The 21,763-nt window shown below is 70.4% G+C and carries 23 protein-coding genes; 19 read left to right on the top strand and 4 right to left on the bottom strand.

Annotated elements, in window-relative coordinates; genetic code table 11:
* Positions 1–4: 4 nt before the first annotated feature.
* Positions 5–1,420 (bottom strand): MFS transporter, encoded by a 1,416-nt coding sequence (locus OG984_RS16280; RefSeq protein WP_328527338.1) that lies wholly within the window; start codon positions 1,418–1,420, stop codon positions 5–7.
* Between the two features lie 118 nt (positions 1,421–1,538).
* Here OG984_RS16280 and OG984_RS16275 point away from each other — a divergent pair, with 118 nt between their 5' ends.
* Positions 1,539–2,417, top strand: a complete 879-nt coding sequence (locus tag OG984_RS16275; protein WP_328527337.1) for a helix-turn-helix transcriptional regulator — start codon at positions 1,539–1,541, stop codon at positions 2,415–2,417.
* Here the strand turns inward: OG984_RS16275 and OG984_RS16270 are convergent.
* Positions 2,372–2,833, bottom strand: a complete 462-nt coding sequence (locus OG984_RS16270; protein ID WP_328527336.1) for an Lrp/AsnC family transcriptional regulator — start codon at positions 2,831–2,833, stop codon at positions 2,372–2,374. The genes OG984_RS16275 and OG984_RS16270 overlap by 46 nt on opposite strands.
* A 93-nt stretch (positions 2,834–2,926) precedes the next feature.
* Between OG984_RS16270 and OG984_RS16265 the strand changes: the two genes are divergently transcribed.
* Both OG984_RS16265 and OG984_RS16260 read left to right on the top strand, forming a co-directional pair.
* Complete coding sequence (locus tag OG984_RS16265) at positions 2,927–3,367, top strand: rhodanese-like domain-containing protein (protein WP_328527335.1); 441 nt, start codon at positions 2,927–2,929, stop codon at positions 3,365–3,367.
* A gap of 13 nt (positions 3,368–3,380) precedes the next feature.
* Positions 3,381–3,854: a GNAT family N-acetyltransferase gene (locus tag OG984_RS16260; protein WP_328527334.1), complete on the top strand. Its 474-nt coding sequence runs from the start codon at positions 3,381–3,383 to the stop codon at positions 3,852–3,854.
* Here OG984_RS16260 and OG984_RS16255 read toward each other — a convergent pair.
* Positions 3,832–4,629: a helix-turn-helix domain-containing protein gene (locus OG984_RS16255; RefSeq protein ID WP_328527333.1), complete on the bottom strand. Its 798-nt coding sequence runs from the start codon at positions 4,627–4,629 to the stop codon at positions 3,832–3,834. The genes OG984_RS16260 and OG984_RS16255 overlap by 23 nt on opposite strands.
* A 63-nt stretch (positions 4,630–4,692) precedes the next feature.
* On the opposite strand from OG984_RS16255, the gene OG984_RS16250 reads away from it, so the two are divergent.
* The 11 genes from OG984_RS16250 to OG984_RS16200 all read left to right on the top strand — a co-directional run bounded on the left by OG984_RS16250 (position 4,693) and on the right by OG984_RS16200 (position 15,427).
* Positions 4,693–5,160: a DUF3224 domain-containing protein gene (locus OG984_RS16250; protein WP_328527332.1), complete on the top strand. Its 468-nt coding sequence runs from the start codon at positions 4,693–4,695 to the stop codon at positions 5,158–5,160.
* Between the two features lie 131 nt (positions 5,161–5,291).
* The gene (locus tag OG984_RS16245; protein ID WP_328527331.1) at positions 5,292–6,110 is read left to right on the top strand and encodes a class I SAM-dependent methyltransferase; all 819 of its coding nucleotides are present in this window, start codon (positions 5,292–5,294) and stop codon (positions 6,108–6,110) included.
* A 67-nt stretch (positions 6,111–6,177) separates the two neighbouring features.
* On the top strand, positions 6,178–7,284 hold the full coding sequence (locus OG984_RS16240) for a GuaB3 family IMP dehydrogenase-related protein (RefSeq protein ID WP_328527330.1): 1,107 nt from the start codon (positions 6,178–6,180) through the stop codon (positions 7,282–7,284).
* Between the two features lie 463 nt (positions 7,285–7,747).
* Entirely contained in the window at positions 7,748–8,503 is a 756-nt protein-coding gene (locus tag OG984_RS16235; protein WP_165113379.1) for an SDR family oxidoreductase, read from the top strand.
* A complete protein-coding gene (locus OG984_RS16230; RefSeq protein ID WP_328527329.1) occupies positions 8,503–9,279 on the top strand; it encodes an SDR family oxidoreductase in 777 nt (258 codons plus the stop codon). The genes OG984_RS16235 and OG984_RS16230 overlap by 1 nt, the downstream gene beginning before the upstream one ends.
* Entirely contained in the window at positions 9,276–10,259 is a 984-nt protein-coding gene (locus OG984_RS16225) for an NADPH:quinone oxidoreductase family protein (RefSeq protein WP_328527328.1), read from the top strand. The genes OG984_RS16230 and OG984_RS16225 overlap by 4 nt, the downstream gene beginning before the upstream one ends.
* Entirely contained in the window at positions 10,256–10,891 is a 636-nt protein-coding gene (locus tag OG984_RS16220; RefSeq protein WP_328527327.1) for an HAD family hydrolase, read from the top strand. Before OG984_RS16225 ends, OG984_RS16220 begins: the two co-directional genes overlap by 4 nt.
* Positions 10,888–11,922 (top strand): phosphotransferase family protein, encoded by a 1,035-nt coding sequence (locus OG984_RS16215; protein WP_328527326.1) that lies wholly within the window; start codon positions 10,888–10,890, stop codon positions 11,920–11,922. The genes OG984_RS16220 and OG984_RS16215 overlap by 4 nt, the downstream gene beginning before the upstream one ends.
* 3 nt (positions 11,923–11,925) lie before the next feature.
* Positions 11,926–13,158, top strand: a complete 1,233-nt coding sequence (locus OG984_RS16210) for an acyl-CoA dehydrogenase family protein (protein ID WP_328527325.1) — start codon at positions 11,926–11,928, stop codon at positions 13,156–13,158.
* On the top strand, positions 13,155–14,342 hold the full coding sequence (locus tag OG984_RS16205; RefSeq protein ID WP_328527324.1) for an acyl-CoA dehydrogenase family protein: 1,188 nt from the start codon (positions 13,155–13,157) through the stop codon (positions 14,340–14,342). Before OG984_RS16210 ends, OG984_RS16205 begins: the two co-directional genes overlap by 4 nt.
* On the top strand, positions 14,339–15,427 hold the full coding sequence (locus tag OG984_RS16200; RefSeq protein WP_328527323.1) for an acyl-CoA dehydrogenase family protein: 1,089 nt from the start codon (positions 14,339–14,341) through the stop codon (positions 15,425–15,427). Before OG984_RS16205 ends, OG984_RS16200 begins: the two co-directional genes overlap by 4 nt.
* A 72-nt stretch (positions 15,428–15,499) precedes the next feature.
* Here the strand turns inward: OG984_RS16200 and OG984_RS16195 are convergent, their stop codons facing one another.
* Positions 15,500–16,714, bottom strand: coding sequence for a PucR family transcriptional regulator (locus OG984_RS16195; RefSeq protein WP_328527322.1), 1,215 nt, complete (start codon positions 16,712–16,714; stop codon positions 15,500–15,502).
* Between the two features lie 150 nt (positions 16,715–16,864).
* Here OG984_RS16195 and OG984_RS16190 point away from each other — a divergent pair, with 150 nt between their 5' ends.
* The 5 genes from OG984_RS16190 to OG984_RS16170 are packed head-to-tail and all read left to right on the top strand — an operon-like array spanning position 16,865 to position 21,726.
* Positions 16,865–17,707, top strand: coding sequence for an ABC transporter ATP-binding protein (locus OG984_RS16190; RefSeq protein WP_328527321.1), 843 nt, complete (start codon positions 16,865–16,867; stop codon positions 17,705–17,707).
* Positions 17,707–18,411: an ABC transporter ATP-binding protein gene (locus tag OG984_RS16185; protein ID WP_328527320.1), complete on the top strand. Its 705-nt coding sequence runs from the start codon at positions 17,707–17,709 to the stop codon at positions 18,409–18,411. Before OG984_RS16190 ends, OG984_RS16185 begins: the two co-directional genes overlap by 1 nt.
* Before the next feature lie 13 nt (positions 18,412–18,424).
* Positions 18,425–19,303, top strand: coding sequence for a branched-chain amino acid ABC transporter permease (locus OG984_RS16180; RefSeq protein ID WP_328527319.1), 879 nt, complete (start codon positions 18,425–18,427; stop codon positions 19,301–19,303).
* A 3-nt stretch (positions 19,304–19,306) separates the two neighbouring features.
* Positions 19,307–20,401, top strand: coding sequence for a branched-chain amino acid ABC transporter permease (locus OG984_RS16175; protein ID WP_328527318.1), 1,095 nt, complete (start codon positions 19,307–19,309; stop codon positions 20,399–20,401).
* Positions 20,398–21,726 (top strand): ABC transporter substrate-binding protein, encoded by a 1,329-nt coding sequence (locus tag OG984_RS16170; RefSeq protein WP_328527317.1) that lies wholly within the window; start codon positions 20,398–20,400, stop codon positions 21,724–21,726. Before OG984_RS16175 ends, OG984_RS16170 begins: the two co-directional genes overlap by 4 nt.
* The last annotated feature ends 37 nt before the right edge of the window (positions 21,727–21,763 follow it).

Genomic DNA, 21,763 nt, shown 5'->3' with positions numbered 1-21,763 from the left:
GGGCTCAGGCGGGCTCGGGTGCCGGGCGCCGGAGGGGCAGGCCGACGGCCACCAGCACCGCGGCGAGGAGGACAAGGACCGCGTTGACCGCGATCGCCACGTGCAGAGCATCGAGAGAGGCGACGCCGCCCGCGGCGGTGGCGACGGTCGACATGATCGGGATGCCTAGCGCGATCGCGACCTGCTGGGTCATCATCGCCAGCCCGGTGGCCAGCCCCTGCTCGTGGTCGGGGAGCCCGGAGGTGGCGGCGACCATGAAGCCGACGATCGCGGTGACGTGCCCGATCGCGCCGACGAAGTTCATCAGCCCGAGGAACCAGAGCCAGCCGACCGAGGGCCCGACGAGGACCAGCACGCCGGTGGTGACCGCCTGGACGGCGAGCCCGCCGGCCACGGCGTTGCGTATTCCGAAGGCGTCGATCAACCGCGGCGCGACGGACCCGCCGATGATGGCGCCGAGCCCCATCGCGACGAGCATCAGGCCGGTCTGCAGAGCATCGAGACGGAGGACGTGCTGGAGGTACATCGTCAGCACGAAGACCAGCGACGACTCGAAGGCGAAGGTCGCGAAGCCGGCGATGTTGCCGAAGCCGATCGTGCGCCGGGTGAGGATCTGCAGCGGCACCAGCGGATGCGGGTGCGTGGACTCGGCGCGCCAGAAGGCGACCAGCAGGACCATCGCGACCCCGATCGCCGTCAGCCCCCACACGTCGGCGATGCCGGCCTCACCCAGTCGGGTCGCGCCGTAGACGAGCGCCAGCAGACCGCTGGTCACCAGCACGGCGCCCGGCAGGTCGAGCCGCGACCGCTCCCGGTCCGCGGAGTCGCGCAGCACGAACGGTGCGACGGCGACCACCAGCAGCGCGATCGGTACGTTGACCAGGAACGCCCAGCGCCACGACAGCAGATCGGTGAGTACGCCACCGAGCACCGCCCCGGCGGTGAAGCCGGTCGACATCACCACGCTGTTCAGACCCAGGGCACGCTGCCGCAACGGACCCTCGGGGAAGGAGACGGTGAGCAGTGAGAGCGCCGCCGGGGTGACCGCGGCGGTGGCCAGGCCCTGGGCGACCCGGGCGGTCAGCAGCACCTCGGGAGAGGTGGCGACCCCGCCGAGCAGCGAGGCGGCGCCCAGCGCGACCATGCCGACCAGGAAGACCCGCCGGCGGCCGACGTAGTCGCCGATCCGGCCGAAGAGCAGCGTGAACCCGGCCGCGCACAGGGCGAACGCGGTCGCGATCCACTGCACGTGGGCCTCGGCGAACCCGAGGCTCACCCCGACGGTCGGCAGCGCCACGTTGAGGATCGAGAAGTCGACGGTGAGGGTGAACTGGGAGGCGAGCAGCAGCAGGAGCACCAGCAGCTGTCCGCGGGTCATGCCGGCCTCGCGTACGGGCTCGGCCTGGGTAGTCGTGGTCATGACCCCAACGCTCCGTCGGATGACGTACGCCAGCCAGACACCTGTCCTGCCACCCACCCGCGTGCCTGGCACTGACAGGGTCAGGAAGAAATCGCCGTGTGACGGCACTATGGGAACCATGACGACCGAGCTCGGAGAGTTCCTGCGCAGCCGCCGGGCGGCGATCAGTCCCGAGGACGCCGGACTGGTGTCCTACGGCGCCCGACGGGTCCCTGGCCTGCGGCGCGAGGAGCTGGCGATGCTGGCCGGCGTCTCGCCGACCTACTACACCCGGCTCGAGCAGGCCGACCACCACAACGCCTCCGACGCGGTGATCGACTCGCTCGCCCGGGCGCTGCGGCTGAGCGCCGAGGAGCACGACCACCTGCGGCGGCTGGCGCGTCCCGTCGGAACGGTGTCGGGCAGCCGCGACGTGGAACCGCGCCCGGCCGCGGTGGCGATGCTGATGGACTATCCCGGTCCGGCGCTCATCGTCGACCACGCCAACTACGTGCTCACCTGGAACGACCTCGGACACCGCCTCTACGGACACGGGCTGGACTTCGACGCCCCGTACGCCGGCCGCCCCCACCGCCCCAACCTGATCCGTCGGTTCTTCCTCGAGCCGGACGGGCCGGAGCTCTTCGTCGACCCCGAGGGCACCGGGCTGCAGATGGTCGGCTTCCTGCGCTACTCCTCGGGTCTCCACCCCGAGGACCACATCCTCAGCTGCCTGGTCGGCGAGCTCGTCCAGCGCAGCGACCTGTTCGCCGAGCTGTGGGCCGAGCATCCGGTGATGGACTGCGGCTACGGGATCAAGCGGTTGCGGCATCCGGTGGCGGGGCGGATGGACCTGGCGTACGAGGCGATGGTGCTGCCCGAGACCAGCCAGCGGATCGTGCTCTACCGGGCTGAGCCCGGCTCGCCCTCGGCTGCCGCGCTGGCCACGCTGGCCGCGATGCCCTCGACCGATCAGCCGGGTGGAAGCAGCGGCCGCGGCGGCAACGGGGACGAGTAGACGACGCTGGTCGTGACGCTGCCGAGCGAGCCGACCCGGCCGCTGATCTGCTCGAGGTGCTTCATGTCGGTGGCGACGACCTTCATGACGAAGCAGTCGTCGCCGGTGACGTGGTGCGCCTCGATGACCTCGGGCAGGTCGGCGAGCAGCTTGTGGAGCGGGTCGTAGACGCTGCTCGGGTAGCGCAGGCGCAGGTAGGCCAGGATCGTGAAGCCGAGTCGTTCCGGATCGACCTGCGCGCCGTAGCCGGAGATGACGCCGGACTCCTCGAGGCGACGGACCCGTTCGGCTGCCGCGCTGTGGCTCATGTTGATGTGCCGTGCCAGCTCGGCGATGCTCTGTCGCCCGTTGGCCTGCAGCGATTTCAGGATGGCCGTATCGACCTTGTCAGGCTCGAAAGGGAGATTCGCGGGCACGGGGCGAGAATGCCACGAAATCGAAGGCGATCCGGCAGAGATGCCGGGGAACGGACCTTCAGATCGCGTTCCGACGTCCATACGATTCGGGACATGAACTCTCCCGCCGCCTCCGCCGAGGCTGTCTCCCACTTCGCGAGCAAGCTCGCCTTCGAGACCGACGCCTCAGACGTCCACGCCGACCAGGCCGAACGCGCCCGCTTCGTGCTGGTCGACTCACGTGGAGAGGCCGCCTGGGCGCAGGGCCGCATCGTGGGCGCGATCCACATGCCCACGGCCGAGATCGCCGGCCGGGCCGCCGACGAGATCCCGCTGGACATGCCTGTCGTGACGTACTGCTGGGGGCCGGGCTGCAACGGCGCGACCCGGGCGGCCCTGGAGTTCGCGAAGCTGGGCTACCAGGTCAAGGAGATGATCGGCGGCTTCGAGTACTGGGCGCGCGAGGGCTATCCCGTCGAGGACGAGCGTGGCCCCGTCGTTCGTGCCAAGGACCCGCTGACCGCGCCGTTGGACACGATCTTCTGTGCTTGCTGACTCCAGGATCCGCTTGGCCCGCAGCGTCTCGATCCGTCCGGTAGGAGCTGACGACCTGCCCGAGCTGGTCGACCTGATCCGGGAGCACGCCAGCTACGAGCGAGCGGCCGATCCTCGACCGGACCTGCAGACCGCGCTCGCGGCGTGGCTGTTCGTCCCCCGGCCGCGGCTCCGGGTCCTCGTCGCGGTCCAGGGCGACGCGCTCGTCGGCTACGCGAGCTGGAGCCCGGAGGCCTCGACCTGGCAGGCGGCCGAGTACGCCCACCTCGACTGTCTGTTCCTGCGGGAGTCCACCCGGGGTCGGGGCGCGGGCCGCCTGCTGATGCAGGCGGTGGAGGCCGAAGCGCATGCGGCCGGCGCCGGTGAGCTGCAGTGGCAGACGCCGGAGTGGAACGACGGAGCGATCCGCTTCTACCGCCGCACCGGCGCCCGCGAGGCCGCCAAGGCGCGCTTCACGCTGCCCCTCACAGGTCCTTCGCGTACGTAGCCGGGGGAGCGCCCACGACGTCTCGGAACGTACGCACCAGGTGGGCCTGGTCGCTGAAGTCGAGCTCCGCGGCGACGGCGGCCCAGTCGACGTCGCCGGAATGGGCGCGGGCGGCGACCTCCAGCACGCGGAACCGCTGCACGACCCACTTCGGGCCGATCCCGACGTACTCGCTGAACAGGCGCTGCAGCGACCGCAGGCTCAGGCCGGCGTGGTCGGCGAGCTGCTCGGCCCGGGTGATCGAGCGGTCGTCCTCGGCGAGAGTGACCCAGCGGCGTACGTCCTCGGCGACCGGGTCCGCGGGCAGGCCGACCTCGAGGAGGTAGGCCTCCATCGCGGCGGCCATCTCCTTCGGATCGGCCGACGACAGGATCCGGTCCGCGGCCGGGCGGTCGTCGACACCGAGCAGGTCCTGCGCGGGCACCACCTGGTCCGCGATCGCGCTTACCCGGCTGCCGAGCACGGGGCGGAACAGGCCGGGCAGGAACGCGACACCGAGCGTGTGACCGCGGCCGGTGAGGTGCCGGACGAACGGGCGCCGGCCGATCCCGTGGACCAGCAGCCGGCCGTCCTCGGCGGCGATGTGGATCCGGGGCTGCGGGATGACCTGCTGGTCGTGCGGGTGCTCGAGGTCCCAGCCGACGTACCAGTGGTAGTCCACGTGCCCGGCGATCTCCGCGGAGGGCGCGAACCGCTCGGTCGTGATGGTCCGCGCCGCCGTGACCGGCCGCACGATCGCGTCGGGATAGCCCCTGCCCTCCATCTGGCCCACCATGCCGCCAACGATATGGCGCGTTCCTTCAATCCCGCGCCCCTGTTCCGGCAGCAGGCTGGAGCCATGAAGAGCCCCAGCAACACCTACGGAAACAAGGCAAGCACCACGATGACCGTCGCGCGCTGGATCGAGGCGGCCTACGTCGACATCGACGGCGAGGGCACCCGGATGGGCGACGACGTCTACATCCCCACGCGCGGCCTGACCACCTCCGAGACCGACTACACCTACGCCGGCGAGATCGAGGGCACGGGCGTCGCGCGGATGATCGGGGCCTACGGCAACCCCGCCGGGGGAGCGGTCTTCGAGGCGTACGAGCAGTTCACCGGCTCCATCGCCGGCCAGGAGGGTTCCTGCGTGTGGCGGATCAGCGGGACGTACGCCGACAAGACCGTCCGCTCCCACCTCACCGTCATCCCCGGACTCGGCACCGGCGGCCTCGAGGGCCTCGTCGGCGAGGCCGACATGATCCTCTCGGAGGAGGGCGGCGGGGAGGCGTACGGCTTCGTCCTCTCCTACGACTGGAGCTGATGCACGGTGGGGTGGTGGCGCAAAAGATCCTGAACTTCGATGAGTTCGGAACGTGCCGTGTCGTCCGTCGGGCGCCCGGGGTGAGGCTGGAGCTCCAGATCACATCTCGGGTCGACGTCGTGGAGGAAGACATGACCGCATCACCAGCTTCACCCGACCTGAAGGCCAAGCACCGGACGATGTGGGGGCTGGGGAACTACGCCCGGGTCGCCGACGAGCTCATCCCCGAGCTCGGTCGGGTGCTCGTCGAGGCCTGCGAGATCGGGTCCGGCGACCGCGTGCTCGACATCGCCGCCGGCACCGGGAACGCCGCCGTACCCGCCGCGCTCGCCGGCGCGGACGTCACCGCGAGCGACCTGACGCCGGAGCTGCTCGAGATCGGGCAGGCGCACGCGGAGGAAGCCGGCGCGGGCTCGATCACCTGGCGCGTCGCTGACGCCGAGGCCCTGCCGTTCGACGACGCCGCGTACGACGTCGTGATGTCGTGCGTGGGCATCATGTTCGCGCCGTTCCACGAGAAGGCCGCCGCCGAGCTGGTCCGGGTCGTGCGGCCGGGCGGCCGGATCGGTCTGATCAGCTGGACGCCCGAGGGCTTCATCGGCCAGATGTTCGCGACGATGAAGCCGTTCATGGCACCGCCGCCCGAGGGTGCCCAGCCGCCTCCGAGGTGGGGCGACGAGAGCCACGTACGCGGCCTGCTCGGTGACTCGGTGAGCGACGTCCGGGCCGAGAAGCGGACGGTCGCGATCGACTCGTTCGACACCGGCGCGGAGTTCCGCGACTTCTTCAAGGCCTGCTACGGGCCGACGATCGTCGCCTATCGCGGGATCGCCGACGACGAGTCACGGACCGGCGAGCTCGACGCCGCGCTCGCCGAGCTGGGGGACCGGCACCTCGACGGCGGGACCATGAACTGGGAGTACCTGCTGCTCACCGCCGTACGCAGCTAGCGCCTCGACGGTCCAGGTCGGTGCGTGCTTTCCGATCTCGATCCGGTCACGTGGAACAATCCGTCCTGTGACTGAGATCGAGATCGGCCGGGCCAAGCGAGCACGACGGGCGTACGCCTTCGACGACGTGGCGATCGTGCCGTCCCGCCGCACCCGCGACACCACCGAGGTCAGCACCGACTGGCAGATCGACGCCTACCGCTTCGACATCCCCGTCCTCGCCGCGCCGATGGACTCGGTGATGTCGCCGTCGACCGCGATCGCGATGGGCAAGCTCGGCGGTCTCGGCGTGCTCAACCTCGAGGGCGTGTGGACCCGCTACGACGACCCGCAGCCGCTGCTCGACGAGCTGGCCGAGCTGAGCGGTGTCGACGCGACCCGGCGTCTGCAGGAGATCTACGAGGCTCCGATCCAGGCCGAGCTGATCACCGAGCGGCTGCGCGAGGTGCGCGCCTCGGGCGTCACCGTCGCCGGGGCGTTGTCCCCGCAGCGGACCAAGGAGTACGCCAAGGCCGTCGTCGACGCCGGCGTCGACCTCTTCGTCATCCGCGGCACCACCGTCTCGGCCGAGCACGTCTCCTCGCAGGCCGAGCCGCTCAACCTCAAGGAGTTCATCTACGAGCTCGACGTGCCGGTCATCGTCGGTGGTTGTGCCACCTACCAGGCCGCACTCCACCTGATGCGCACCGGCGCGGCCGGTGTGCTCGTCGGCTTCGGCGGCGGTGCCGCCCACACCACCCGGACGGTGCTGGGTGTCGCGGTGCCGATGGCCTCGGCCGTCGCCGACGTGGCTGCTGCCCGTCGTGACTACCTGGACGAGTCCGGCGGCCGCTACGTGCACGTCATCGCCGACGGAGCCGTCGGTCGTTCCGGCGACATCGCCAAGGCGATCGCCTGCGGTGCCGACGCGGTCATGGTCGGGTCGCCTTTCGCCCGCGCCACCGATGCTCCCGGCAAGGGATTCCACTGGGGCAACGAGGCTCACCACGCCGACCTGCCCCGCGGCGAGCGCGTCGCCTTTTCGCCGGTCGGCACCTTCGAGGAGGTCCTCTACGGCCCCTCCCACGTCGCCGACGGCACCATGAACCTCGTCGGTGCCCTCAAGCGCGCCATGGCCACCACCGGCTACACCGACCTCAAGGAGTTCCAGCGGATCGAGGTCGTCGTCGGCTGACGACTCCATCCGGCCGAGTCCGCAGTTCTGGCGGGCCGAGTCCGCAGTTCTGGCGGACCGAGTCCGCAGTTGTGGGCGACGAAACGACAGTTTCGTCGCCCACAACTGCGTTTTCGCTGTTGCTTCTGGGGCGGGTCGCGGGTGGGCGGGCACTTTCCCGCCATGGCGGGAAAATGGGCTGCTTGAACGGGCATGGAGTCCGCACTTCCCCGCCATGGCGGGATTCTGGCCGCTGGCACCTTCGCCGTACGGCCGGTGCGCCCGTCGGCCGAGTGGTCGGGCACGACAGCTCGGCCGACGCGCGGGACGCTTCGGCCGACCTACGCGACGCCTCGGCCGACGGGGCTGACTTCTCGGCATTGCTTGGACGCCGACCTTCCATGTTCTCGGGCTACCCCGTAGAGTGACCGCTGTCACCACCTAAGCAAGCGCTTAGATTAGCCGAGCACACGAGGGAATGAGCATGTCGAGGTTCGAGGGACGTACGGCGATCATCACCGGGGCCAGCCGGGGCATCGGGCTGGGTATCGCCCAGCGGCTGGTGGAGGAGGGTGCGAAGGTCGTCATCACGGCGCGCAAGCCCGAGGCGCTGGCGGAGGCGGTCGAGGGCCTCGGTGGCAAGGAGGTCGCCCTCGGCATCGCCGGCAAGGCCGACGACCCGGCCCACCAGGAGGAGGTCGTCAAGGCGGCGATCGACACCTTCGGCAGCGCGGACCTGCTGGTCAACAACGCCGGCATCAACCCGAAGGCCGGCGGCCTGATCGACATGGACCGCGAGTCGGCACGCAAGACCGTCGAGGTCAACTGCCTCTCGCCGATCGGCTGGACCCAGCAGGTCTGGCGGCAGTGGATGTCCGAGCACGGCGGCGCGGTCGTCAACATCTCCTCGGTGGCCGGCCTGGCCCCGACGCCCCTGATCGCGACGTACGGCGCGAGCAAGGCGATGCTCAGCTACATCACCCAGGAGCTCTCGGTCGAGCTCGGCCCGAAGGTGCGCGTCAACGCGATCCTCCCGGCGGTCGTGAAGACCAAGTTCGCCGAGCTCCTCTACGAGGGCCGCGAGGCCGAGGTCTCGGCGGCCTACCCGCTCAAGCGCCTCGGCGTACCCGAGGACATCGCCGGCGTCGCCTCCTTCCTCCTCTCCGAGGACGCCGGCTGGATGACCGGCCAGCTCGTCACCGTCGACGGCGGCCTCACCCTCGCCGGCGGTCGCGTCTGATGCCGATCGCTCCCGACAGCACCGCCGTCGTCACCGGCGCCGCGGGCGGCATCGGCCGGGCGCTGGCCGCCCGGCTCGTCGCCGAGGGCGTCCGCGTGGTGGTCAACGACATCGACGACGTACGCCTGGCCGAGACCGCGAAGGAGATCGGCGCCCACCCGGTGGCCGGCGACGCGGCTTCCGTCGAGGGCGTCGCCCGCCTGGTCGAGGCGGCGAAGGGCCACCTCGGCCAGATCGACGCGTGGTACGGAAATGCCGGCATCGACCGGGGCATCGGCCTGGACTGTCCCGAGGAGGACTGGCAGGCGTCGTACGAGGTCAACGTCATGGCCCACGTCAGGGCAGCGCGGCTCCTCGTCCCCGAGTGGGTCGAGCGCAAGGCCGGCCGCTACGTGGTGACCGCGAGCGCGGCGGGGCTGCTGATGATGATCGGCGCGCCGACCTACACCGTCACCAAGCACAGCGCGGTTGCCTTCGCGGAGTGGCTCTCGGCGACTTATCGCCACCACGGGATCGTCGTCCAGGCGATCTGTCCGCAGGGCGTGCAGACCGGGATGCTCGAGCGGTCCGGCGTGATGAAGGACCTGCTCAGCCGCGACGCGGCGCTGACGCCCGAGCAGGTCGCCGAGAGCGCCTGGGAGGCGACCAAGGACGACCGCTTCCTGGTGCTCCCGCACCCGGAGGTGGGCGACTACTACGCCGCGCGGGCGACACAGACCGACAAGTGGCTCGGCGGGATGAACCGACTCTGGCAGCACGTGGAAGGACAGGTATGAAGGCGTGGCGGATCAACGAGCTCGGTGAGCCCAAGGACGTGATGAGGCTCGAGGAGGTGCCCGACCCGTCCCCCGGGGCCGGACAGCTCGTCGTGAAGGTGCTGGCCAGCCCGGCCAACTTCCCCGACGTCCTGATGGCCCGCGGTCTCTACCAGGTCAAGCCCGAGCTGCCGTTCACCGCCGGCGTCGAGCTGTGCGGCGAGGTGGTCGAGCTCGGTGGCGGAGTCGACGGCTTCCAGGTCGGTGACCGCGTGATCGGCGGCGCCGCCCTGCCCTACGGCGGCTTCGGCGAGCTCGCGCTGATGGACGCCGCGACGACGTTCCCGGCTCCCGAGGCGCTCACCGACGCCGAGGCGTCGAGCCTCTACATCGGCTACCAGACCGGCTGGTTCGCGCTGCACCGCCGCGCCCACATCCAGCCCGGCGAGACGCTGCTCGTGCACGCCGCCGCGGGTGGGGTCGGCAGCGCCGCGATCCAGCTCGGCAAGGCCGCCGGTGCCACGGTGATCGGTGTCGTCGGCGGCCCGGAGAAGGCCGAGGTCGCCAAGAAGCTCGGCGCTGACGTCGTCATCGACCGCCATACCGAGGACTTCGTGAAGGTGGTCAAGGAGGTCACCGGAGGCAAGGGCGCCGACGTGATCTACGACCCGGTCGGCGGCGACACCTACGACCGCTCCACCAAGTGCATCGCCTTCGAGGGCCGGATCCTGATCATCGGCTTCGCCGGAGGCCGCATCCAGGAGGCCGCGCTCAACCACTCGCTGATCAAGAACTACTCGATCGTCGGACTCCACTGGGGCCTCTACAACATGCTCGCTCCCGAGCTCGTCAAGGAGTGCCACGCCGAGCTCACCCGGATGGCGGACGAGGGCTCGATCAAGCCGCTGGTCAGCGAGGAGCTGTCCCTGGACGAGGTGGCCGACGGCGTACAGCGTCTTGCCGACGGCACCACCGTCGGACGGGTCGTGTACGTCGCATGAAGGCTGTCATCTTCGACTACGGCGGGGTGCTGACCACGCCGATCGGCGACTCGATCCGGGCCTGGCTGAAGGCCGACGGCATCAAGCCGGAGAGCTTCACGACCGTGCTCAAGGAGTGGCTGGGTCGCTACGCCGACGCCGGCACCCCGATCCACCGCCTCGAGCTCGGCGAGCTCTCGGTCAAGGAGTTCGACAAGCTCCTCGCGGCCCGCCTGGAGACGTACGACGGCAGCCCGGTCGACCCCGACGGCGTCCTGTCCCGGCTCTTCGCCGGGATGCGGCCCAACCCGGAGATGTTCGCGCTGGCCGAGGAGCTCCGCGACGCCGGCATCCGGCTCGCCCTGCTCTCCAACAGCTGGGGCAACTTCTACCCGCGCAAGCAGGTCGACGCGCTCTTCGAGGTCGTGGTGATCTCCGAGGAGGTCGCGATGCGCAAGCCGGAGCCGCCGATCTTCGACCGCACCCTGAGCAGGCTCGGCCTCCCGGCCGAGGAGTGCCTCTTCATCGACGACGCCGAGCCCAACGTCCTCGGTGCCCGCGCGGTCGGTCTCGACGCACTGCTCCACACCGACCCGGCGAGCACCCGCGCAGCGCTCGCCCGGATGATTCCCACCCTCGGAGGTGCCGCGTGACGACCGAATCCCTGCCCGGCCTCGACCTCGACAGGCTCGGGCCATGGTTCGCCGAGAACGTGGAGGGCGCCGGCGCCGAGCTGAGCGCCACCCACATCTCCGGAGGCAAGTCCAACCTGACGTACGCCGTCTCCGACGGCACCCACGAGTGGATCGTCCGGCGCCCGCCGCTGGGGCACGTGCTCGCCACCGCGCACGACATGAAGCGTGAGCACACCGTGATCACCGCGCTGCGCGACACCGACGTACCGGTGCCGCACACCTTCGCGTTCTGCGGGGACGAGGAGGTGCTCGGGGCGCCGTTCTACGTGATGGAGAAGGTCGACGGCCGGCCCTACCGCTACGCCCGCGAGCTCGAACCGCTCGGCGCCGAGCGGACCCGCGCGATCTCGGAGCAGCTCATCGACGTGATGGCTGCGCTGCACGCGGTCGACCCGGCCGAGGTCGGGCTGAGCGAGTTCGGCCGTCCTGAGGGTTTCCTGTCGCGGCAGGTCAGGCGCTGGAAGAAGCAGCTCGAGGCGTCGTACTCCCGCGATCTTCCTGCCGCCGACGAGCTCCACGCGCTCCTGGAGGCACGGGTCGGTGCCGCCGAGGCCGCCTCGACCGGACCGGGGATCGTGCACGGCGACTACCGCCTCGACAACGTCCTCACCTCTGCAGATGACCAGATCAAGGCGGTCGTCGACTGGGAGATGGCCACCCTCGGCGACCCGGTCACCGACCTGGCGATCCTGCTCACCTACCAGCGGATGGCCTCGGTCTCCGGCGACGGCACCGTGACCGACGTCAGCAACGCACCCGGGTGGCTCTCCGAGGACGAGATCATCGCGCGCTACGACGCCGCCAGCCCGCGCGACCTGAGCGAGTTCGGCTTCTACCTCGGGCTGGCCGCCTACAAGCTCGCCGCGATCCTCGAGGGGATCCACTACCGCTACCTCAAGGGCCAGACCGTCGGGCCCGGTTTCGACACGATCGGGGACGGGATCCACCCGCTCCTGGACATGGGACTGTCTGCAATGAAGGAGAAGTGACGCATGGACTTCAAACCCGACGCCAGGACCGAGGAGCTCGTCGCCTCGGTGTGGGACTTCCAGAAGACGTACGTCGAGCCGAACGAGGCCGTCTTCGACGAGCAGCTCGCGGCACTGCCGGACAAGTGGGCCTGGGACTCGGTGCCCGTGCTCGGCGAGATCCGCGCCGAGGCCCGCAAGCGCGGCCTGTGGAACCTCTTCCTCCCCGGTGAGGGCGGGGCGGGGCTGACCAACCTGCAGTACGCCCCGCTGGCCGAGATCACCGGCCGCAGCCACCTCGCACCGGCCGCGTTCAACTGCGCCGCGCCCGACACCGGCAACATGGAGGTGCTGCACGACTTCGGCAACGAGGCGCAGAAGAAGGAGTGGCTCTCGCCGCTGCTGGAGGGTGAGATCCGCAGTGCGTTCGCGATGACCGAGCCGGCCGTCGCCTCCTCGGACGCGACCAACATCGAGACCTCGATCGTGCCCGACGGCGACGAGTACGTCCTCAACGGTCGCAAGTGGTGGATCACCGGCGCGATGAACCCCAACGCCAAGATCTTCATCGTGATGGGCAAGACCGACCCGTCGGCCGAGCGCCACAAGCAGCAGTCGATGATCCTGGTGCCTCGCGACACCCCGGGTCTCACGATCAAGCGCGGCATGGAGGTCTTCGGGTACGACGACCACGACCACGGTGGTCACGCCGAGCTGGTCTTCGAGGACGTACGCGTCCCGGCGGCCAACCTCATCGGGACCGAGGGCATGGGGTTCGCGATCGCGCAGGCGCGCCTGGGACCCGGCCGCATCCACCACTGCATGCGCTCCATCGGTCTGGCCGAGCGGGCGATCGAGCTGATGTGTGCCCGGGTCGAGGACCGTGTCGCCTTCGGCAAGCCCCTCTCCGAGCAGGGCGTGATCCGGGACTGGATCGCCGAGTCGCGGGTGCGGATCGAGCAGCTGCGGCTCCTCGTCCTGAAGACCGCCTGGCTGATGGACACGGTCGGCAACAAGGGCGCCCACACCGAGATCCAGGCGATCAAGATCGCGACCCCGGCGACCGTGCAGTGGATCCTCGACAAGGCGATCCAGGCGCACGGCGCCGGCGGCCTCTCCCAGGACTTCCCGCTGGCCAAGGCCTACGCCGGCATCCGCACGCTCCGGTTCGCCGACGGCCCCGACGAGGTGCACAAGAACGCCCTCGCCAAGGCCGAGCTGCGCCGGCAGGCCGCACGTCGAGAGGGCCGGCAGTGACTCCTGAGGAGATCAGAGGCCGGGTCGAGGAGTTCCTGGCAGCGCACCCGGTCGCGACGACCGAGCCGAGCGCCTTCCTGCACGCCCGCTACCGGGCCGGGCTGGCCTGGGTCGCGTTCCCCGAGGGCGAGGGTGGTCTCGGGGTCTCCCGGGCCCTGCAGCCGCTGGTGAACGACCTCTTCGAGGCCGCCGGTGCTCCCGACAACAACCCACGGCGCAACGGGATCGGGCTCGGCATGGCCGCGCCGACGATCCTGGCCTACGGCACCCCGGAGCAGAAGGCTCGGTTCCTGGAGCCGCTGTGGTGCGGCGACGAGATCTGGTGCCAGCTCTTCTCCGAGCCCGGTGCCGGCTCCGACCTGGCCGGACTGGCGACCAGGGCGGTCCTCGACGGCGACGAGTGGGTCGTCAACGGGCAGAAGGTGTGGACCTCGGGTGCCCACAACGCCGACTTCGCGATCCTGGTCGCCCGCACCGACCCTGACGTCCCGAAGCACCGCGGTCTGACCTACTTCTTGTGCGACATGCACGATCCCGGCGTCGAGGTGCGCCCGCTGCGCCAGATCACCGGCGAAGCGGAGTTCAACGAGGTCTTCCTGACCGATGTGCGGATCCCCGACGCGCACCGGCTCGGCGCGGTCGGGCAGGGCTGGGAGGTCGCCAACGCCACCCTCAACAACGAGCGTGTCGCCATCGGCGGCGCCGCCATGCCCCGCGAGGGCGGGATGCTCGGCGTGGTCGCCGAGTCGTGGCGTACGCATCCTGACAACCACACCCCCGAGCTGCGCGACAGGCTGCTGAAGCTCTGGGTCGAGTCGGAGGTGGCCCGGCTGACCGGGGCACGACTGCGGCAGAAGCTGGCCGTCGGTCAGCCCGGCCCCGAGGGGTCGGCGATGAAGCTGACGTTCGCCAAGATCAACCAGCAGCTCACCGGGCTCGACCTCGAGCTCCGTGGTGAGGAGGGTCTTCGCTACGAGGACGGGGAGGGCTGGACGATGGTCCGGCCCGAGCACGTCGACTTCGCCGGCCGCGACGCGGTCTACCGCTACCTGCGCGCCAAGGGCAACTCCATCGAGGGCGGCACCTCGGAGATCCTGCGCAACATCGTGGCCGAGCGCGTCCTCGGCCTCCCCGGGGAGCACCGGGTCGACAAGGACGTCGCCTGGAAGGAGATCCCGCGATGAGCGGACCCGAAGTCGAACTGCTCGACAACGAGCTCGACGCCGACCTGCGGGCCACGGTCCGGTCGTACCTGGCCGAACGCTGCGACCCGGCCGATGTCGTCAAGGCGTACGAAGGCGACAGCTCGCTCACCCCGGTCCTGTGGAAGGGGATCGCCGGCGAGCTCGGGCTCGCGGGGCTGCTGATCCCGGAGTCCTACGGCGGCGCCGGCGCGTCCGCCCGCGAGGCCGCCGTGGTCCTGGAGGAGCTGGGGCGCTCGGTCGCCCCGGTGCCGTTCCTGACCAGCGCGGTCGTCGCGACCTCGGTCCTGCTGGCGGGACCCACCGAGAAGGGTGTGGAGCTGCTGGGCGGGCTGGCCGCGGGTGAGCGGACCGCGGCGCCGGTCGTGCCGCTGACCGCCACGACCGTCCAGCCGCTGGAGGCCGTCGAGACCGAGGTGCGATCGGTCGCCGGTGCCCTCGAGGCCGACACCCTCCTGGTGCCGGTGACGACACCTGCCGGCATCGAGGTCCGAGCAGTCCCCGCGGACCAGGCCACGATCGCCCCGGTGAGCTCGCTCGACATGACCCGCCGGCTCGCCGACGTACGCCTCGACCCGGCCGCAGGCGAGGTGGTCGTGGCCGCGGAGCACGGTGCCGACGGCGTACGTTCCGGTCTGCTGGCCGGGGCCGCGCTCATGGCCTCCGAGCAGGTCGGGGTCGCGCAGTGGTGCCTGACCACCACGGTGGACTACCTCAAGGTGCGCCGCCAGTTCGGCCGGATCGTCGGCGGCTACCAGGCGCTCAAGCACCGGCTCGCCGACCTCTACACCAGCGTCGAGGGCGCCGGCGCGGCCGCGCGCTACGCCGCCGGAGCGCTGGCTCTCGGCGACGCCGAGGAGGCGGAGCTCGCGACCCATGTCGCCGCCGCGTACTGCGGTGACCTCGCCGTCACCGCGGCCGAGGAGGCGGTGCAGCTGCACGGTGGCATCGGCATGACCTGGGAGCACCCCGCCCACCTCTACCTCAAGCGGGCCAAGGCCGACCAGATCGCGTACGGCCTCCCCGGCCTCCATCGCGACCGTCTGGGGGCGCTGGTCGACATCTGATGCCGAGGCGTCACGCCGGTCGGTCGAGTGGGCACCACGGTGCCCACTCGACCGACGCCGGTGACGCCTCGGCTACTTCTCCAGGGCCATCAGAGCGAGCGCCAGGAGCAGGCGGTCGCCGGGGTCGGAGATGCTCTTTCCGGTGAGATCCTGGATCTGCTTGATGCGGTAGATGACCGTGTTGCGATGGCAGATCAGGTCCTCGGCGGCGTGGGTGGGGGAGCCGCCATGGGCGATGAGGGCGCGCAGCGTCGCCAGGAGCACGTCGGACTGGTGCGTCGGCTGGGCCAGGATCGGGCCGAGGGTGCGGCGTACGAGCAGCGATGAGACCGCCGGGGAGGCGGTCAGGAGCACCTGCGGGAGGCGGTCGTCGACGACCGCGATGTCCGTACGTCCCCGGGGCACCGTCTCCACCGTGTGCGTGGCGAGCTGGAAGGCGGTGCCGAAGCCGCTCAGGTCGTCGGCGGTGGCGATCCCGACCCGACCGGAGTTGCAGCAGGCGAGCTGCTCGACCAGGTCGTCGACGGCCTCCGCGACCGGCCGCGACCCGAGCGGGACCAGCCCGAAGTGGTGGTCGCCGCGGACATGCCAGAACGAGATCAGGTCGGCCTTCTCCAGCCGGTCGTCGGGGTTGCGCAGCGGTGAGTCGCGGTTGCCGTCGAACGCGGCGACCACGCAGGCCATCTGCTCGTCGGCGGCGATCCCGAGGATGTCCTGCACCTCGGCGGCGAAGGCCGGGTCACCGCCACGGCCCTCGGCCAGGCCGTCCAGGAGCCTGCCCTGGAGCTGCAGGTCGCGGCGCTGCAGCAGCGCCGCCTCCTTCCGGTAGGCGCCCGACATGACCGAGTTCTGCACGTCCAGGTCGGTCCACACCTGCCGCCCGGCGAGCACCATCACCCGGTCGTCGATGCCCAGGGCCTCCTGCTGGCGGACCATCGCCTCCCACAGCATCCGGGTGCCGACGGTGTAGGCGTTGAGGCAGTACTCCAGCGGCACGCCCTGCCGTGCCCGTCGCCGGCCGGTCTCGCGCCACAGGTCGACGGGATTGGCGCCCGGGGTCATCCCGGCCATGGCCCGGATGCCGCGGCGGACGTGCTCCCGGGTGCTCGACCGCAGGTCGGCCCGCACCGACGGCTCGGCGTTCTGGTGCCACTCCGGCTGGATCGCGATCAGCGTCAGCGTGATGTCGTCGGCGATCGCATCGGCCTGGCTCACCAAGGAGGCCCAGGCACGCTCCACCAGCGGTCGTAGCTCCGAGTCAGGAGATGTGTCGCGCATCACACCCATGTGCGGAGCGTCCCATGCCCACTGCCGTATCCGCCAGTGAACCAGGGAATCTCGGACGGAGCGCCCGAAGGATTTTGGGCGCATTGCCCATATCCCCCGTTGTGCAGAGAGTCCAAAGTGATAGCCGTCACAACAGGCGAAGGGAGCACGATGCAGAACCCTGGCGAGGCCCCGCCACTGTTCGCCGTCCAAGGCGTCTCGGTGAGATTCGGTGGTGTACGCGCCCTCGAGGACGTCTCCTTGGAGGTCGCGCCCCACGAGGTGCTCGGCGTCATCGGCCCCAACGGTGCCGGCAAGACGACCCTGTTCAACGTCGTGTGCGGCTTCGTGAGTCCCGCCGAGGGCGAGCTCCGCCTGCGCGGCGAGACGATCCACGGCCTCCGCCCGCACCAGCTGGCCGGCCACGGCATCGCCCGGACCCTGCAGGGGCTCGGGCTCTTCGAGCGGATGACCGTGCTCGACAACGTCATGGTCGGCGCCGACCGCCTCGCCCGTGCCGGCTTCCTGCGCGGGCTGCTCGGCCTCGGTCACCGCGACGACGCCCGGCTGGCGGCCAAGGCGCGCGAGGTGCTCGGTGAGCTCGGCATCGAGTCGTACGCCGCCCGCTACCCGGGCAGCCTGCCGTACCCGATCCGGAAGAAGGTCGCGCTCGCCCGCGCCCTGGTCGCCGAGCCGGAGCTGCTGCTCCTGGACGAGCCCGCGAGCGGGCTGAGCGCCGAGGAGATGAGCGAGCTCGGCGAGATCATCACCGGCCTGACCGAGCGCACCGCCGTGATGCTCGTCGAGCACCACATGGACCTGGTGATGTCGGTCTGCCACCGGATCACCGTGCTCGACTTCGGCCGCGTGATCGCGGCCGGCACGCCCGACGAGATCCGCAACGACCCCGCCGTCCTCGCCGCCTACCTGGGCGACCAGGTCGAGCACGACGACGAGGACGCCGAGGTCCACGCCATGGTCTCGACAAGCTCGACCGATGGGGAGGAGGCCTGATGTTCGCCGTCGAGGACCTGAGCGCTGCGTACGGACCCGTCAAGGCGCTCAACGGCGTCACCTTCACCGCGTCGAGAGGGCAGGTCACCGCGGTCCTGGGCGCCAACGGCGCCGGGAAGACCACGTTGCTGCGCACCGTCTCCGGGCTGGTGAGGTCGACCAAGGGCACCGTGAAGCTGGACGGCAAGGACATCACCCGCACCGCGACCGAGAAGCTGACCTCGTACGGCCTCTCCCACGTCCCGGAGGGGCGCGGCGTCATCGCCGAGCTCACCGTCGTCGAGAACCTCCGCCTCGGCGGCCTGCACCGCGCGACGGGCTCGCAGCCGATGCCGATCGAGCGGGTCTTCGAGCTGTTCCCACGCCTGGGCGAGCGCCGCGACGCGACCGCCCATCAACTGTCCGGCGGTGAACGGCAGATGCTCGTCATCGGCCGCGCGCTGATGGCCCGCCCGTCCGTGCTCCTGCTCGACGAGCCCTCGCTGGGGCTCGCACCCCGGGTCGTCGCCCAGATCTTCGACCTTCTCCGCGGACTGGTGCGGGCCGAGGAGCTCACGGTCGTGCTGGTCGAGCAGAACGCCCGCAGTGCCCTGTCCATCGCTGATCACGGCGTCGTGCTCAACCTCGGCAAGGTCGTCGCCTCGGCGCCGGCCGCCGAGCTGGCCGCCGACGAGCAGCTCCGCCACGCCTACCTCGGGTTCTAGGAGGCCACGAACGATGCAACAGTTCCTCGACACCACCCTCGGTGGGCTGGTCCTGGGCGCGGTCTACGCCGCGTTCGCGCTGGCCCTGTGCCTGATCTGGCGCTCGACCCGGATCGTCAACTTCGCTCAGGCGGCGATGGCGATGGTGACCACCTACATCGCGCTGTCCCTGATCAACGCCGACGTGCCCTACTGGGTGGCCTTCGTCGCCGCGTTGGCCGCGGGCTTCGGGCTCGGCGCCGTGATCGAGCGGGTGATCATCCGCCCGGTCGAGGGCAAGGCCGAGCTCAACGCGGTGATCCTGACCCTCGGGCTGTTCATGGTCCTTCACGGCCTGACCGCGATCACCTTCGGCGTGCAGCACCGCGGCTTCCCGGCCCCGGTCAGCACCAACGCGATCGCGGTCGGGGACACCTCGATCGGGATCACCCCGTTCGGCATCCTGACGATCGTCGTGGTCGCCGTCGTGATGGCCGGGCTCGTCGTCCTCTTCCGCTTCACCGACCTGGGGCTGCGGATGCGGGCGGCGGCGTTCAACGGCGAGGTCTCCCGCCTCCTGGGCGTACGCGTCGGCCGCATGCTGACCCTCGGCTGGGCGCTCGCGGCCGCTGTGGGCGCGGTGGCCGGGATGCTCATCGCCGGCGGTGACCTGGTCAACCCGGCGTTCATGGACCCGTTCGTGATCTACGGCTTCATCGCCGCCGTGCTGGGCGGTCTCGACTCGCCGCTCGGCTCGGTCATCGGCGGCCTGATCCTCGGGCTCTCGCTCTCCTACGTGACCGGCTACATCGGGGAGCACCTGGCGCCGCTGGTGGCGCTCGGGATCTTGATGGTGGTGCTGCTGGTGCGTCCCAGCGGCCTCTTCGCGGCGGCTGCGGCCAGGAGGGTCTGACCCATGGAAAGTCTGCGCTCTCTCCTCCGTCCGGTGATGTCGGTGCCGCTGGCCCGCCACCTCGTCGTCGCCCTGGTCGCCTTCGTGGTGGCGATGGCGGTCATCGGCACCTCCAGCCAGTACCTGCAGACCCGCTACGCCGAGATGGCCTACTTCGCCATCGCCGCCGGCGGTCTGACGCTGCTGACCGGCCTCTCCGGCCAGCTCTCACTCGGGCACGGCGCGCTCATGGCCGTCGGGGCGTACGCCGCCACCCTCGTGCTCGAGCGCACCGGCGGCGAGACGCTGGCCGACGTCTTCGTCGCCCTGCTCGTCGCGATCGCCGTCTGCGCGGTGGTCGGCGTGGTGGTCGGGGTCCCGGCGGCGCGGCTGCACGGGCCCTACATCGCCGGCGCGACGCTGACCCTGGCTGTCGCGGTGCCCCGGCTGGCCAACCAGTGGGACGTCCTCGGTGGCGAGCAGGGCCTCCAGGTGCCGGTGCCGCGGGCGAGCGAGCTCCCGGCCTGGATCCAGGACCTGATCTGGTTCTTCACCGCCGTCGAGATCGACCAGTACTCCTTCCTCGCCTACCTCGGCTGGCTGCTCCTCGTGCTCACCTTCGTGGCGCTCGCCAACCTGAGCCGGTCCCGGGTGGGACGCCGCTGGCGGGCGGTGCGGGACGACGACGTCTCCGCCGAGCTGGCCGGCATCCACCTCGGTCGCGCCCGCGTCGTCGCCTTCACCGTCAGTGCCATGTGCGCCGGGCTCGCCGGCGGGCTGATGGCCATGAACGTACGTCTCACGGCGCCGGGCGCGTTCACGATCACGCTCTCGCTGACGCTGCTGGCCGCCGTGGTCCTGGGCGGGCTCGGCAGCCTGACCGGAGCGCTCATCGGGGCCGGCGTACTCGCCTTTCTTCCGCACTTCGCCACCGATCTCGGGGAGTCGGCCGGGCTCAGTGCTACCCAGGCCGCGGAGGTCACCCCGGTGGTCTACGGGCTGGTGCTGATGCTCGTCATCCTCCTCGCTCCGGCGGGGATCGTCGGCAGCCTGCGCTCGTTCCTGGCGCGCTCATCTCTCACCTCATCTCTCGGGCAAACCAAGGAGAAGACAACATGAGAAACACTGCACGCAGAGCCGTACAGGTCGTCTGTGTCCTCACCACTGCCTCCCTCCTCGCTGCCTGTGGCGCGGGGAAGGAGCGGCCCTCCGAGGACGGAACGGCGGTCGGCGTCACCGACACGACCATCAAGGTCGGTGCGCACTTCCCGCTGACCGGGCCGGCCGCACCCGGCTATTCCGAGATCCCCTCCGGGCATCAGGCGTTCTATGAGTACGTCAACGACGCCGGCGGCGTTCACGGCCGCGAGATCGAGATGGTCGTCAAGGACGACGCCTACAACCCGACCAACACCAGCGCCGTCACCAACGACATGATCCTGCAGGACGAGATCTTCGCGATGGTCTCCGGCCTCGGCACTCCCACGCACCGCGCGGTCGTGCAGCGGCTCAACGACGACGGCATCCCCGACCTGTTCGTCTCCAGCGGCTCGCTGCAGTGGGGCGACGACCCGGCGGCGTCGCCGATGACGTTCGGCTGGCAGCCGGACTACGAGGTCGAGGGCAAGGTCATCGGCCAGTACGTCAAGGAGAACATGCCCGACGCCAAGGTCGGTCTCTTCCTGCAGGACGACGACTTCGGCGAGGACGGCGAGAAGGGCGCGCGCCAGTTCCTCGACGCCCAGATCGTCGACGTGCAGAAGTACACCCCGGGCGGGTCGACCGACTTCTCCCCGCAGATGTCCTCGTTCAAGTCCAAGGGCGTCGACCTGGTGATCGGCTTCAACACCCCCTCCTACACGGCGCTGAGCCAGATCGCCGCCCAGGGCGTCGGCTTCAAGTCGAAGTGGTTCTACTCGAACGTCGGCTCCGACCCGGCGCTCGTCGGCGGCCTGCTGGCCTCCATGACCAAGGGGAAGATCCCGGCCGAGCAGGGCGTGAAGCTGATGGACGGGATGATGACCACCGAGTACATCCCCGGCGTCGACGCTCCTGACGACGAGTGGGTCAAGCTCTGGCAGAAGGTCTGGGACTCCTACTCCAAGAAGGGCACGGAGAAGCTGACCAACTACCGGATCTACGGCATGTCGCAGGCCTACACCTTCGTCCAGGCGCTGCAGGCCAACGGCAAGGACCTCACCCGCGAGTCGATCGTGGAGACGATCGAGAAGGAGGGCGCCTCCTTCGAAGGACCCGGGCTGGCGCCGTTCCGCTTCTCCGAGGACTCCCACATGGGCATCTCCGGGGTGAGCGTGGTCGAGATCAAGAACGGTGCCTCCGAGCCGCTCACGCCGGTGCTGGTCACCGACATCGGCGACGCGCCCATCGAGGAGGACGACAGCGCCGCCTCGGACGCCCCGCCCTCGTCCGGGCTCCCCGAATGAGTTGGGCGGAGTGATCCGTACTGATCAGTAGGTAGTC

Origin of the sequence: Nocardioides sp. NBC_00368, from assembly GCF_036090055.1 — a bacterium.
Classification (GTDB): Bacteria; Actinomycetota; Actinomycetes; order Propionibacteriales; family Nocardioidaceae; genus Nocardioides.
Note: the sequence above shows the minus strand (reverse complement) of the source record. Positions and strands in the feature narration are given on the sequence as shown.

Coding starts and splice junctions, on each gene's coding strand:
- OG984_RS16275 (WP_328527337.1), top strand. CDS start 1,539: ATGACGACCGAGCTCGGAGAGTTCCTGCGCAGCCGCCGGGCGGCGATC.
- OG984_RS16185 (WP_328527320.1), top strand. CDS start 17,707: ATGTTCGCCGTCGAGGACCTGAGCGCTGCGTACGGACCCGTCAAGGCG.
- OG984_RS16255 (WP_328527333.1), bottom strand. CDS start 4,629: ATGGTGGGCCAGATGGAGGGCAGGGGCTATCCCGACGCGATCGTGCGG.
- OG984_RS16175 (WP_328527318.1), top strand. CDS start 19,307: ATGGAAAGTCTGCGCTCTCTCCTCCGTCCGGTGATGTCGGTGCCGCTG.
- OG984_RS16265 (WP_328527335.1), top strand. CDS start 2,927: ATGAACTCTCCCGCCGCCTCCGCCGAGGCTGTCTCCCACTTCGCGAGC.
- OG984_RS16220 (WP_328527327.1), top strand. CDS start 10,256: ATGAAGGCTGTCATCTTCGACTACGGCGGGGTGCTGACCACGCCGATC.
- OG984_RS16195 (WP_328527322.1), bottom strand. CDS start 16,714: ATGGGTGTGATGCGCGACACATCTCCTGACTCGGAGCTACGACCGCTG.
- OG984_RS16225 (WP_328527328.1), top strand. CDS start 9,276: ATGAAGGCGTGGCGGATCAACGAGCTCGGTGAGCCCAAGGACGTGATG.
- OG984_RS16280 (WP_328527338.1), bottom strand. CDS start 1,420: ATGACCACGACTACCCAGGCCGAGCCCGTACGCGAGGCCGGCATGACC.
- OG984_RS16190 (WP_328527321.1), top strand. CDS start 16,865: ATGCAGAACCCTGGCGAGGCCCCGCCACTGTTCGCCGTCCAAGGCGTC.
- OG984_RS16245 (WP_328527331.1), top strand. CDS start 5,292: ATGACCGCATCACCAGCTTCACCCGACCTGAAGGCCAAGCACCGGACG.
- OG984_RS16210 (WP_328527325.1), top strand. CDS start 11,926: ATGGACTTCAAACCCGACGCCAGGACCGAGGAGCTCGTCGCCTCGGTG.
- OG984_RS16170 (WP_328527317.1), top strand. CDS start 20,398: ATGAGAAACACTGCACGCAGAGCCGTACAGGTCGTCTGTGTCCTCACC.
- OG984_RS16200 (WP_328527323.1), top strand. CDS start 14,339: ATGAGCGGACCCGAAGTCGAACTGCTCGACAACGAGCTCGACGCCGAC.
- OG984_RS16235 (WP_165113379.1), top strand. CDS start 7,748: ATGTCGAGGTTCGAGGGACGTACGGCGATCATCACCGGGGCCAGCCGG.
- OG984_RS16180 (WP_328527319.1), top strand. CDS start 18,425: ATGCAACAGTTCCTCGACACCACCCTCGGTGGGCTGGTCCTGGGCGCG.
- OG984_RS16230 (WP_328527329.1), top strand. CDS start 8,503: ATGCCGATCGCTCCCGACAGCACCGCCGTCGTCACCGGCGCCGCGGGC.
- OG984_RS16250 (WP_328527332.1), top strand. CDS start 4,693: ATGAAGAGCCCCAGCAACACCTACGGAAACAAGGCAAGCACCACGATG.